Genomic DNA, 12,510 nt, shown 5'->3' on the forward strand with positions numbered 1-12,510 from the left:
GTATTCGTTTAGAGTTTGCTATGCCTGCAAAGAAAAATTTTAAAAAAACGATGCTAAATCGCAGTATGGGGCCTCTCATACCACAGCATAGTGGTATGCAGCTGTGTATGAGCATATTTTTTATGATGTTATCCCATCAGAGCATGGCACAAACTGAACAGCCCGAAACACCCGTGGCCATTTCTCAGGCAGAAATGGTGGACGAGCTATCCAAAGAAGCGATTCGTCAGGGTGTGGCCACGTCCAAAACGGAAGCGGAAGAAAAAATTGAAGAAGCCTTGGAGCCGGAAGTACCAGTTGACAGCATGTTGATGCTGGAACAACAGCAAAATGCAGGATCTGGTCTGGGCGAATTTACGCCGATCGAGTTTGATGATCTGGAAGATCTGCCAGTACAGACTATTGATCAGAACATGGCCAATGAAATTTATCAGGTAGCCGAGCAAGCCAAACAGGAAGCACAAAACTATCGCAATAGTCAGACCAGTGAAACGGTGGTGGCTGATATCAGCCAGCAAGAACTGCTGGAAATTAATCAGGCACCGGTCAATGTCGACCAGTTGATGCAATCGATTCAGGCAGACAGCCAGATTATTGTAAAAAATAATGAAGCCGGATTGACCTTGCCAGAAGTGCCGGGTCAGTTGGTTGCTGAGGATGATAAACGTCCAAATCTGTTCAAACGGCTATTTTATAAAATCCGTCCTCCACGTCAGATCATGACCGCAAGAGTTCCTCGAATTAGTGCAGATGTGGTGATCATAAATGGGCAAGGTGTGGCGCAAAGCAACGGTATGCTGAATCGTAAAGATGTACCTGAAGGCCATCTGAATTTAAGAAATAATGTCAAAGCCAAATTATCCAGTTTTACCCAAGAGTCTTTTGGCGACTTTAATTCGGCTTTGCCGCAATTACGCACCTTGTCCAGACAGGCAGCGCAGGCAGTGGGTTATTATAATGCTCAGTTCAGGTTTGAAAAAATCTCTGACAGTCGGGTTCGGGTTTTTGTGACCCCAAATGAACCGGTCCTGATCAGCAGTCAAAATATTGAATTTACTGGAGAGGGTGCGGAACAGCCACAATTCCAGGTCATCAGTCTTTTGCCTGAACAGGAAGAAGGCGATATTTTCAATCATGGCAATTATGAAAAAACCAAGACACGCATTACCACAGCAGCCAATAACAATGGTTATTTTGATTCATTCTGGCGTCTGCATGATGTAAAGATTGCTCAGCCACAAAATACTGCCGATGTGAACTTGCGTTTTGAAACGGGTGAACGTTATAAATTAGGCAATGTCGAGTTCAGAATGAGCGATCCTGAAAAGGAATTTCCGCTGGACCGAGACGTACTGGAAAGTCTGGTTCCCTGGACAGAGGGTGCAGATTATACCTTCTGGCGGGTGAATAGCCTGGCCAACAACCTAACCAACTCACGCTATTTCAATTATACACTGGTAGATGCGATTCGCCCTGATCCGCTTGATAAAGAGCTGGAACTGGCACCCGATATTCAAAGCCTGATTGAAGAACAGAAACGGAGTGAAGATCAGGCTGCTACGATGCAACCAGCTCGCTCGGTATCCTCTTCTCAGGAAGTGACCCAGAATGTCGTAGATGAAGACCAGTTTGCCGGTAGCCGCGATCAGGAAAGTGCAAATTTAAGAACTTTGCGGGTTGAGCAGCAAACCAAAGAGAATGAACAGGATCGTTTAAAAGTACAGGCACGGGAAGAGAAAAAGATTCCAGTGATTGTGACTTTAAATGCAGACCGTTTAAACAGTGCTGAAGTGGGTCTGGGTTATGGCACAGATACCGATATCCGTTTACGTGGTCAATATCGTCGTGCCATTGTGAATAAGCGTGGACATTCGTTTGATGCCAACATGGAGCTATCAGGTATCCGCCAATCCATTGATGGACGTTATAACATTCCCTATCACCATCCGCTGAATGACTATGTCAGTATTGTGGGGGGGTATGAGCGTGAAGAGCGTGAAGGTGTCGCACAGGGTGAAGGCCTGTTGATTGAATCGGCAGTCTTAGGTGCAGACCGGATTATCAAAAATCCACGTGGTAGCTGGCAACGGACTTTCGGCGCACGTTATCGTCTGGATCGCTTGAAGCAGGATGGTTCTGTCGACTTTAACCAGATTCCTGAAGCTTTTCGCTTTAATACCGAAGATGAGCAGCAATCCCTATTAGTCGGTTATGAAGTCTCACGTACCGAGAGCGATCGTCGGGTCAACCCAACCAAAGGCTTCAAACAGACCTATAAGATTGAACTGGGCAGTGAGGCTTTACTCTCTGATGCAGATATGGCCATTGTGAATGCGGGCTGGCGTTTTATCTATTCATTGGGTGAAAATGCAGACCATCAGTTTGTTGGGCGTGCCGACGCGGGTTATATTTTTACTCAAGATTTTGCCAAAGTACCGTATAACCTGAGATATTTCACCGGTGGTGACCAGAGTATCCGCGGTTTTGACTACAAGAGCCTTTCTCCGGAAATTGACGGCTTTAAAGTGGGCGGGCAGGCCTTGGGCGTGGCTTCATTAGAATATAATTATCAGTTTAAGGAAGGCTGGCGTGCTGCGGTCTTTGCAGATGCCGGAAATGCCTATAATAAAGAATTCAGTAATCCGACCGAATATGGCGCGGGTGTGGGTGTACGTTGGGCTTCACCGATTGGGCCAATACGTATAGATGTTGCGACTGGACTGTCTGATGACAATTATCCGATTCGTTTACATTTCTTTATTGGATCGCAGTTATAAAACATCATTTTAAAAAATAGTTATTTGGGTAGATCATGGTCGAGAACCAACCACAGCCAGAACAAGAACCACAAGATAGCGTTGTGCCGAAAAAGCGCCGTATATTCAGAAGCATCCTATTATCGGTGCTTTTTTCGCTGATTTTTCTGCTGTCTGTGCTGGCTCTACTATTTTCGACCAATCAAGGCAGTAAATTCCTGCTGGATCAAGTGCTAGAACGCCAGCAAATTATTCAATATGAATATGAAGGCGGTAATTTATGGCGCGGGATTATTCTTAAAAATGTGCTGGTCAGCCTGAAACCGGTCGATGTCAAAATTGATCGTGCTGATGTAAAACTTGGTTGGCGCGCGATTGTCAAAAAAGAAATTCATCTGACTGAAGCCGATGTCCTTAATCTGCAAATTATTAACAAGCGACCTTCAACGGGCGAACCGTTCAAGTTTAATGCTATCCGTTTGCCTTTTATCTTGCGCGTTGATCATCTATTACTCGATCATCTGGTGATTAAAACCCAGACCAATGCAGTCGATTTCTATAATATTGAACTAAATGAGGCACTCTGGTCTGGTACCGAATTAAATTTTGAAGATTCCCGTATGGACATGGGCTATCTGTCGGTACGTGAAGCCACGGGTAAAATGCAGTTTGAAGGCAAATATCCTCTAGATGCCACAGGCATCGTCAATCTGCCTTCTTTAAGAGACAGCTTGAATATTCATGATATTCAGGTGCGGGCACGCGGAACACTGGACACGATTCAGGCTGGCGTAGCGACCAATACACCCGATTTATTAACGGGTTGGGTTATCGTGCATCCGATGCGTCCTCAGGTACCGATGCGCGGCGAGTTGAAGTTCAAGAATTATCATTGGCCTATTCTGGCCGAACAGAAACTGTTTACCAAAGATGGCATTGCCGAGTTTAATGGCGATATCAAGCGTCTGGACCTGAACGTCCAGACTGACCTGATTGGGGAAAATATTCCGCAAGGCCAGTATAGTGCGGTGATGTATACCGATCTGGTCAATCAGCTGAATATTACCGATCTGAATGGTCAGTTAATGAAAGGTGCAGTTAGCCTTGCCGGGACAGTAGGCTGGAAAGACCGGGTTAGCTGGGATCTTGCTGGGCGTTTGAACGGGATTGATCCTAAACATGAGCGCATTCCGCAAGTCGTACAAGATTTCTTGCCGCCAAGTCTGGATGCGAATATTGCTTCTGCGGGTAACCTGGAAAATGGCTTGCACCTTACCGGACTGGTTGATTTCGACCGCTATGAAAGCTGGAATTTGAAGCTGGATCAAAACCCGGTCAAAGGCAATAAAGTACAACCGATGCTGTTAAATGTTGCCTGGAAAAATATTGATCGCGCCGTACCTTACGTGGGCTGGCTCAGCAGTCAGTCTGGCGATGTCAAATTGGCATTGGTCGAAGGTCAGCAGAATATTCATGTGGCGACTAAAGTCGAGCAGCATGAAGAAGGACTTCTACCTGCAGGCATGTACCAAGCCAAGCTCAATCTGAACAAAAATATCCTGAATGTCCCGAGCTTTAATTACAGCGCCAATGCAGCAGGCAGCTTAAGCGGCAATGCACGGATTGAACTGCCACAGGAAAAACGCCAGTTAAAATGGGCCGCAGTATTAAATGCCAAAAATTTGAATACCCAAAGTATTGCGGCAGCTTCACCGGTAGATCGTTTGAATGGCCAGGTTAAAGCCAATGGTTATGCGCAACCGAATCAGCAGATTATCAAACTGAACAGTGTTGACCTGACCGGACGACTGGCAGAGCAAAATGAAACCGTACGTCTGACCGGTAACAGTACTATTGCCTTGTTATTCCATAATGAAAAAGCGGGCGGTGTTTTTAAAGGTTATGCGGTCAATTATGATGGTGCTTTAAATGCCAGCCAGCTTAAAGCCAGTCAGGGTATGCTGAAACTGCGCGTTTCAGGCACCCCGGAAATGTTGAAGATAAATGAATTCCGACATGATGGTGTGGCTGGCAAGATTAATGCCAGCGGTCTGGTCAATCTGGCGAATGGGATTGGCTGGGATATCAATGCATCTTTAATCCGTTTTAAGCCGCAATATTTTAATGCCAAACTGAAAGGTGAATTGTCAGGCAATGTGCAAACTCAAGGGGTGTGGTCAGATGCTTTAAAACGCATTCAGATTCAACGCTTGAATCTGGCCGGTATGCTGAATAACAAACCGGTACGTGGCAAGGGTAATTTATCGGTCATCATTAATTCAAACCAGCGTGGTTTTGTACCACAGCAGTTTGAAGCCAATAACTTGTTCCTGTCTTATGCCAGCAACCAGATTCAGGCGACCGGTAATGCACAAAACCTCCAACTAAAAGTGAATGCGCCGGCCCTGTTTGAATTGTATCCGGGCTTAAGAGGTCGTGCGCAGGGCTATATCAATATGCAGGCGCAGCCACGATTGCAGGCTTCAGCTAATCTATCTATCGATAATTTTGCTTTTAAAAACCTGTTTAGCGTGCAGAAAGTTCGTGTTCGCGGACAGTTGCCAACATCGCAAAGCACACCAACCTTATTGACCGCGATAATGGATCGCCTGCGTAGCGGTTCACGCGAGATTGTACGCGGTGAGATATCACTGGCCGGTACCCGTGCTGCGCACATTCTCAAAGTGCAGGCAGAAAACCGCCTGTCAAAATTCTTTGTGCAGCTCGCCGGTGGCTTTAATGCCCAAAATAACTGGCTGGGTCAGATTCAAAAAGGTGATTTCGACTCTTTACGTGCCCGTCTGGTGCAACGTCAAAATGCAGCAGTGATTTATAACAGTGCTCAATCGGATCTGTTTGTTGGTGCTCATTGCTGGATGAGTCAGCAAAGCCAGTTGTGTTTTGATCAGCCGATTCGGGTCAACAAAACCCGTGGCAGTGCCTCTTTTATTACTCAAAACCTTGATCTGGAAGACTTCAGTGCATTCCTGCCTGATGGATTGGCATTGACGGGTAAAGTCAATGGTTATGCCAAGGCTGCTTGGGCACAAGGCGCCAAACCTAAAATCGACGCACGTCTGGTGACGCGTAATGGTGTGGTGGGCTTATCTTCTGAAGATCCAGATTATTTGGGTTCTACACTCAAATATGATGAAGTCGGGTTGGTCGCAAAAAGTGTGGCAGATGGCTTGCAGCTTCGTCTGGATGTCAAAACACCAGATATCGGAACCGGCTATGCCAATGTCATCATTGATCCATATCGTGACAGTAAACCGATGCGTGGCGAAATTGCCTTTAACCAGGTACAGCTCAAGGTCTTTAAGCCATTTATTCAGGACATCCGTAATCTGGACGGGATTTTATCTTATGCCGGAAAAATTAGCGGAACTTTAACGGATCCTTTACTTGAGGGTGAGGTTCGGGTCAAAGATGCTTCGATTAGCATGATCTCCCTACCGGTGAATCTGACTAATGTACAGCTCTATTCATCCATACGTCAGAATTCTGCCAGCATCAATGGCGCATTTAACAGTGGCCGTGGTGTGGGCAAATTAACCGGTTCTGTGGACTGGAAAGGTGATCCGCGGGTGCAGTTAAAACTGCAAGGTGACAATCTGCTGATTCGTCAGGCCCCATTAATTACTGCTGTGGTGACACCTGATTTGACCCTGGACATGTATCCATTTAATAAAAAACTGAGTCTGAGTGGCACAGTCGATGTACCGCGGGCATTGATTTCAATGCCTGAAGCCTCAGAACCTGTAGTTGGTTTATCTTCAGATGTACGTGTCGTGCGTGAAGGTGATGATCAGCTGGCGATCTTGAAGTCTGCACGTCCTTGGGATATCCGGGCAGATGTTGCCGTTTCTTTAGGGAATCAGGTGATCTTTCAGGGCTTTGACAGTCGTATTCCACTCTTGGGTCGAGTCAATCTGTCACAGCGTGGTCTGGAAACTGCAATGCGTGCCAATGGTGCAATCGGGGTATCACAGCGGGTGAAAATCGAAGCCTATGGCCAAAGTCTGGACTTGAATCGTGCTATCGCGCGTTTTAATGGTGAACTTACCAATCCGACACTGGACATTGATGCCAATAAATCGGTTCAGGGTAGTACAGTCGGGGTACGGGTAACAGGGACTGCATCGAGTCCAAGTATTCAGATTTATAATGATGCGGGCCTGTCAGAACAGGAAGCCTTAAATGCCTTGATTACCGGTCGTGTTAATGAGGGTGTATCTGGTTTAAGCCAGGCTGAAGGATTTAGATCCGATGTGAATAATACGATCGCTGCTGCGGGGATTAGTTTGGGCTTGGGTAGCACCCGCGCACTGACCAACCAGATCGGGCGCAGTTTTGGCTTAACTGGTCTAGCTCTGGATGCCCAAGGTACAGGAGATGATACCCAGGTTTCTGTGACCGGTTATATTACGCCTGATTTATATCTGCGCTATGGGGTCGGGGTATTCACACCAGTGAATAAGCTGACTTTACGTTATCAGGTAAATCAGCGTCTGTATCTGGAAGCGAGTCAGTCTTTAGAACGTGCGATTGACTTGTTCTATAATTGGCGATTCTAATCTCATTAAAAAAGCCCTAATTTTAGGGCTTTTTTAATTTGAGATAGCACACAAATTTTATTGGTCATACAGTAGATTGATTTATGGATCAGCAGAAGCGTTAATGTCTGAATTCAATCCCTCTATATATACGACAATGAAATCACGAGTAGAGAAAGAATTTAGGATGAGACTTCAGGGTAAAGAAAACTGATCGTCGTATAATTCAGTTATCACATATAGAAAATCAATTAAAACATGCAATAACAGACTGAAAATCAATAAACCCATAATAAAAATAGGTGTATATTGAAAATACGATTTCACGCATAAGAGCATCTTCGCATGTCGACTAAATTTATCATCCGTTTTGCTGCGATTCTATTTTCTGTACTTATTTTGACTGCATTCGTCATTCAATTTTTCTTTAAATCGGATGTAACCGTAGTTCTATGGATTTTCGCTGTACCTTTCATTTTGGGTATTCCAATTTTGGCGTCTATTGTATTGACCACCAATGATGAACTTGATATTCATAGCGTTAATTAGGCTTGAACCTTAAAGTGACGTATTTAAAAACATCTGATCTTTACTGATAGAGCAGCTGACATTTGCACTTTTTTCAATAAAACAGACTTTATTTTAGAGCAATGCGAGCCAGTTAAACATGCATTAGAAAATGTAGTAAAAATGAGTGTATGTTTACGCTCATTTTTTATCAGGTTACTCCAGAATTTGGATTTAACTCTCAAATCATCATGATTTACATAAACTCTAAGAAATAAGGGAATATTCTTATCATTATTCATTCAAAATAGGTCTTCATCATAAAACTCATCATTTTAGAGAAAACAGAATGCCTAAAAATAATTATCTACCAGCTCTAGAACAAGTTTATGACTTTTTAAAGGAACGACCAGGTTTTAAGGATAAAAGTGAATTTGATAAAGCAGTAGAATATTTTAGAACTCTTCATGAAAGTGATCCTCTGGATTTCAGAGTTCAAGCACCGAATACTGTCGCTGGAAAATTTGGGGCCAAAGAGACTATAAATTTAGGGTCTATGCCAGAATTCAGTAATAAGGAAAATTTCCTTAACTGGATAGATACGCAAATTAACCACTAGTTGAAGGACTTTAAGCAAACTCAGCATGCGGCAGGTTTTCATTTATTATTCATACATTCATTAACATGTAGTACAGAAAACAATCGAAACTGAGTTGGAAAACTACAAATTTGAATGATAACTTTATATTCAAATCTTCCCAGTAAAGAGGTGAGCAATGAAGTTGTTGACTTTGGTTGGTATGGGAGTAGCAGCGAGTTATTGTTATAAAACTATGAAAAATGGCAAGCTTGCTCTTTCAAAACCTGACTTTGATGAAAGTGTAAAACGATTTGTACTGCAAGAATTTGCAGCTTAGTTCTTCACGATATATTTTCCAAAAAGGCTCATCGGAAGATGGGCTTTTTTATTTTCTAAAAATTTATAATTCTAATATTCAGATTAAAAGCAGTTTAATTATAGCCACCATGTTATAAACCTACCTCGTGATCTATTTTAAATAATTAAATGAGAGCTAATGGATGATGAAGATGGAAATGAATGGTGCGAGCTTATATATTCTGAAGCCTTGAGAATATATAAACCAACAAAATACAACACAGTCAACAAACTGAGATTCTTTGCGCTGATTTTAGAATTATTCGCAGAAATGCAGCATGAGGATGTAATAATTCAAGTAAAGGCCGTGAATGTAAAACTTAAATTGAGATCTAAAAATTACATTTTTTGGGTGTTTGAAATGCCTGATTTTCAGGATAAGACGTTATTCTTAACTTATATGTCTAGCAAATTAAGTCAGCTATAAGGTGTCGTTGAAGGTTAAAATCGTCAATCAATTTAACAAGCATAGTTTTTTTTATACTAATGGTCTATTTATATATTTTTATCAATAGCTTGCTTATTCTCTAGTCGTTACTCACTTTGACAACATACCTGAATCAGCGCAAAAGTGAAAAGGGGAAGACCTATCGAAAGATGGGCTTTTTTAATATGTATAGCTTATTGAACGAAAAGTAACTTAAAGCAAATGTAAGAAAACAGTTTATTAATACTCTCTATACTTTATTGGTAAATTCACAGTGCTATATTCGTTTTGCGAAAACAAGAAAACGCAAATAATATGAAGAAAATGACTACAGCACTAGCCCGCTTATTTGAAAAAGTAAGTGGGCTTTTTAATTGAAAAATTAATGTAATATTATGCTAATATATAAATTATAAGTTTATATATAATGCATGAATAGATTCTATCGCTGTAGTTTCTTTCCAATTTCAGCCTCCTTCCCTAAGGAGGCATTTTTTTGTTGATAGAAAAGTAAAGTTCCAATTACTATTGTGTTTATTCAGTTACACAAATGATCATCGTTGACTATTGAATGAATCTTTCAAATATTTGAGCATGATATTTTATTAGTTAAATAAGTGATGGATCGCCATGATAGATGAAGAAAAGCCTTTAAACTTCGACAACGATAGTGAACCTCAAGATTTCGAAGATGAAGAATTTATCGATGATAAGAAAGAGGATGAAATGTACAATGCTATTACCAAAGATGGTTCTAGTGTTGATCCTGCGGATGATGGGACGCGTCATATTCGCCCTGAAGACGGTGATCCGATACAAGTTGAAGAGTAATAAAAAGCCCAATTTAATATTGGGCTTTTTTATCGTCTGGTGGATGAGAATGAAAATACAATTTTTCCCATATGGAATTGAGCGGATTTATCAAAATCCCCATCTAGAAAATTTAATTATTCATTGAAAAGATTTTTTTCACTTAATAAAAAAGCCCTCATTAATGAGAGCTTTTATGTCAATTCAATCTAGAAAAATAGCCTAAAAAGATATTTAAAATGGGGTGCAATTAATCTTTAAAAGTATCATTTAACGCAGTTTGAACTGCTTCAACCCGTGCCTTGCAAGCTTTATAAGCGGTCATGGATTCTTCCACGATTTTCATCAAGTTATCAATATCCGGTTCTTGCTGAGATTCGAGCAATTCCGCATTCTTTTTCAAGATGTCATAGCCTTGTTGGAAGCTCAAAGTATCATGATTCATGAGGAAGTACCTGTATAAGTTGTGCTGAAAAAATACCGTCATGCAATTCGACTTCAACCAGATCATTAGGCTGAATCTGGCGAATCGAAGTAACCACATGTTCTTGCTGACGCACGATGGCATAACCCTTGGATAAAACATGTTTAGGATTTTGTAGTAGTGTTTCCCGCATCAGGGCATCAAGCTGCTGATTAATCAGCAGGGTATGCTGCTGGGCCAGACTGGCAGTATTGGCCTTGATCTGTTGCAGACGTTGCAGCGCATCCATAATCTGGTTGTTGGCCAGACTTTGAATCAGTTTCAAAAATTGATCATTCTGATTTTGATAAGCTTGAATCTGTTGCTGGGATAAACGCTGAATGCGCTGTAGATAATTCAGGACATCCTGGGTCAGTTCAAAGATATGATTGCGGATTCCAGCAATGACTTTACTCGGGGTATCAAAGGAGCGATGCGCAATCTCATCCAGAATAGTACGGTCTTTTTCATGCCCGATGCCGACCCAGACAGGTACCGAACGTTTACAGAGCAGGGCAGCCAGATCATAATCATTCAAATAAGCCAGATCATTGACTGCGCCACCACCTCGTATAATCACAATCAGATCCGGTGCTGTATTATAAGTCTGTGCCCATTGTTTGAGCGCTTGCGCCAGATTTTGCATAATACTTTGCGGGGCAGTATTTCCCTGAAAAGTCGCACTGTAGTAAATAAACTCACACACCTGCGCACGCTGAAGTGCATCGGCATCTTTTTTAAAATCTCCCAGGCCTGCTGCATTTTCGGGAGCAATCACCAGAATCCGGTTCAGGTCAAAAGGACTGGGCAAGTTTTTATTGCGTTGAATCAGTCCTTCAGTCGTCAACCGCTCAACAATCTGCTGATAACGCCGGGCAATATCTCCTAAGGTATAGCCCGAATCAATCTCGACAATATTTAAAGAAAAGCCATATTGCGGATCAAAGTTGGCTTTGACTTTAATCAGCACTTTCAGATCGCGACTCAGCTCAATTCCGCTTTCACGTTCAAACTGCGTGACAATTTTCTGGGCACTAAATTTCCAGATGGTCGCTCGGCAACTGGCAATCACCTGATCGCTGTCGGCTTCTTTTTCTGCCAGCTCCAGATAATAATGGCCGGCTTTAATACTTAGATTACGAATCTCGGCTTTGACCCATACTGGTGTATCGAAAGTGAGTTTGACCACTTCCTGAACCGTAGCAAGATATTCCTTGAGGGAGAGTTGAGGATCGTCTGTCATGCCAATAGAAAGTTTAAAATTCAATCAAATATTAAATCAATCCAGCACAGATCACAAATTTAAAAGTGAAGGCATATTTGAATGATGTAATGACAATGCAATGCTATTGAAATGCATAATCACTTGGTTTAGGCGATTCATTCGGAATTTTCGTATTTTGTAGAGGCTCTTCTCTTCTGTTTATCTTGTTCATTGAGAGAGTTTATAGCGTTGAAGTCCTTAATTCATAAATGTGTTATTTCCATTCTTTAATGAAAAAGCACGGTTAAAAATGTACACAGACTTGTGTCTGGCAAGGACCAGGAAATATGCTAAATTGGTGAAGAATTATTGAAGAAGAATAGGCTCTCATGAAAAAAACAATGCTGTTCGGTTTGCTGGCTGTCGCTTTAAGCGCATGTACTACCACGCCGCAATCTAAGACGGAAGCTCCTAAAATAGGTTCAGCGAATCCTGCAAGCGCTTATTGTGTCAATCAGGGTGGCAAGCTTGAAATTCGTACTGAAAGCAATGGTCAGGTCGGATATTGCCATTTAAAGAATGGTCAGGTGGTCGAGGAGTGGGAATTACTGCACATGAATCAACCTAAATGTATTGCTGATCAGGCAGCGGAATTGGTCGGTCAGTCCAATTTGACTGAAGCGCAAATCAAGCAGAAAACCAAGGCACAAATTGTACGTATGGTCGAACCGGGTCAAGCGGTGACTATGGATTATCGTGAAGAACGAGTGACTGTCACCGTAGATCCTGCAAGCAAAAAGATTATTCAAGCTTCATGCGGTTAATCACATAAAATGAAAAAGCCCATTGA

At 42.2% G+C, this 12,510-nt stretch carries 10 protein-coding genes; 8 read left to right on the forward strand and 2 right to left on the reverse strand.

The window, feature by feature from the left end; translation table 11 throughout:
• The first annotated feature begins 20 nt into the window (after positions 1–20).
• The 7 genes from NI465_RS05745 to NI465_RS05775 all read left to right on the forward strand — a co-directional run bounded on the left by NI465_RS05745 (position 21) and on the right by NI465_RS05775 (position 10,014).
• Entirely contained in the window at positions 21–2,777 is a 2,757-nt protein-coding gene (locus tag NI465_RS05745; protein ID WP_005252122.1) for an autotransporter assembly complex protein TamA, read from the forward strand.
• A gap of 35 nt (positions 2,778–2,812) precedes the next feature.
• Entirely contained in the window at positions 2,813–7,333 is a 4,521-nt protein-coding gene (locus NI465_RS05750) for a translocation/assembly module TamB domain-containing protein (protein ID WP_253144590.1), read from the forward strand.
• A gap of 324 nt (positions 7,334–7,657) precedes the next feature.
• Positions 7,658–7,861: a hypothetical protein gene (locus NI465_RS05755; RefSeq protein ID WP_253144591.1), complete on the forward strand. Its 204-nt coding sequence runs from the start codon at positions 7,658–7,660 to the stop codon at positions 7,859–7,861.
• 307 nt (positions 7,862–8,168) lie between these two features.
• Entirely contained in the window at positions 8,169–8,438 is a 270-nt protein-coding gene (locus NI465_RS05760) for a hypothetical protein (protein ID WP_005263238.1), read from the forward strand.
• Positions 8,439–8,595: 157 nt separating this feature from the next.
• Positions 8,596–8,736: a hypothetical protein gene (locus tag NI465_RS05765; protein ID WP_004645377.1), complete on the forward strand. Its 141-nt coding sequence runs from the start codon at positions 8,596–8,598 to the stop codon at positions 8,734–8,736.
• A 159-nt stretch (positions 8,737–8,895) separates the two neighbouring features.
• The gene (locus NI465_RS05770; RefSeq protein ID WP_004278754.1) at positions 8,896–9,183 is read left to right on the forward strand and encodes a hypothetical protein; all 288 of its coding nucleotides are present in this window, start codon (positions 8,896–8,898) and stop codon (positions 9,181–9,183) included.
• A gap of 630 nt (positions 9,184–9,813) precedes the next feature.
• Entirely contained in the window at positions 9,814–10,014 is a 201-nt protein-coding gene (locus NI465_RS05775; RefSeq protein WP_253144592.1) for a hypothetical protein, read from the forward strand.
• A 229-nt stretch (positions 10,015–10,243) separates the two neighbouring features.
• On the opposite strand, the gene xseB is transcribed toward NI465_RS05775, so the two are convergent.
• Together xseB and xseA are read right to left on the reverse strand one after the other, a co-directional pair.
• Complete coding sequence (xseB, locus tag NI465_RS05780) at positions 10,244–10,438, reverse strand: exodeoxyribonuclease VII small subunit (RefSeq protein WP_005103445.1); 195 nt, start codon at positions 10,436–10,438, stop codon at positions 10,244–10,246.
• Positions 10,428–11,699 carry an exodeoxyribonuclease VII large subunit gene (gene xseA, locus NI465_RS05785; RefSeq protein WP_253144594.1) on the reverse strand — a complete coding sequence of 424 codons (1,272 nt, stop codon included), beginning with the start codon at positions 11,697–11,699 and terminating at the stop codon, positions 10,428–10,430. Before xseA ends, xseB begins: the two co-directional genes overlap by 11 nt.
• A 350-nt stretch (positions 11,700–12,049) precedes the next feature.
• On the opposite strand from xseA, the gene NI465_RS05790 reads away from it, so the two are divergent.
• Positions 12,050–12,484 carry an I78 family peptidase inhibitor gene (locus NI465_RS05790; protein ID WP_005252105.1) on the forward strand — a complete coding sequence of 145 codons (435 nt, stop codon included), beginning with the start codon at positions 12,050–12,052 and terminating at the stop codon, positions 12,482–12,484.
• The last annotated feature ends 26 nt before the right edge of the window (positions 12,485–12,510 follow it).

It is taken from the genome of Acinetobacter lwoffii, from assembly GCF_024129855.1.
In the GTDB taxonomy this organism is placed as follows: Bacteria; Pseudomonadota; Gammaproteobacteria; order Pseudomonadales; family Moraxellaceae; genus Acinetobacter; species Acinetobacter lwoffii_L.

What these genes read in the sequence shown, in the direction of transcription:
- NI465_RS05745 (WP_005252122.1), top strand. Translation starts at nt 21, where the DNA reads ATGCCTGCAAAGAAAAATTTTAAAAAAACGATGCTAAATCGCAGTATG.
- NI465_RS05750 (WP_253144590.1), top strand. Translation starts at nt 2,813, where the DNA reads ATGGTCGAGAACCAACCACAGCCAGAACAAGAACCACAAGATAGCGTT.
- NI465_RS05755 (WP_253144591.1), top strand. Translation starts at nt 7,658, where the DNA reads ATGTCGACTAAATTTATCATCCGTTTTGCTGCGATTCTATTTTCTGTA.
- NI465_RS05760 (WP_005263238.1), top strand. Translation starts at nt 8,169, where the DNA reads ATGCCTAAAAATAATTATCTACCAGCTCTAGAACAAGTTTATGACTTT.
- NI465_RS05765 (WP_004645377.1), top strand. Translation starts at nt 8,596, where the DNA reads ATGAAGTTGTTGACTTTGGTTGGTATGGGAGTAGCAGCGAGTTATTGT.
- NI465_RS05770 (WP_004278754.1), top strand. Translation starts at nt 8,896, where the DNA reads ATGGATGATGAAGATGGAAATGAATGGTGCGAGCTTATATATTCTGAA.
- NI465_RS05775 (WP_253144592.1), top strand. Translation starts at nt 9,814, where the DNA reads ATGATAGATGAAGAAAAGCCTTTAAACTTCGACAACGATAGTGAACCT.
- xseB (WP_005103445.1), bottom strand. Translation starts at nt 10,438, where the DNA reads ATGAATCATGATACTTTGAGCTTCCAACAAGGCTATGACATCTTGAAA.
- xseA (WP_253144594.1), bottom strand. Translation starts at nt 11,699, where the DNA reads ATGACAGACGATCCTCAACTCTCCCTCAAGGAATATCTTGCTACGGTT.
- NI465_RS05790 (WP_005252105.1), top strand. Translation starts at nt 12,050, where the DNA reads ATGAAAAAAACAATGCTGTTCGGTTTGCTGGCTGTCGCTTTAAGCGCA.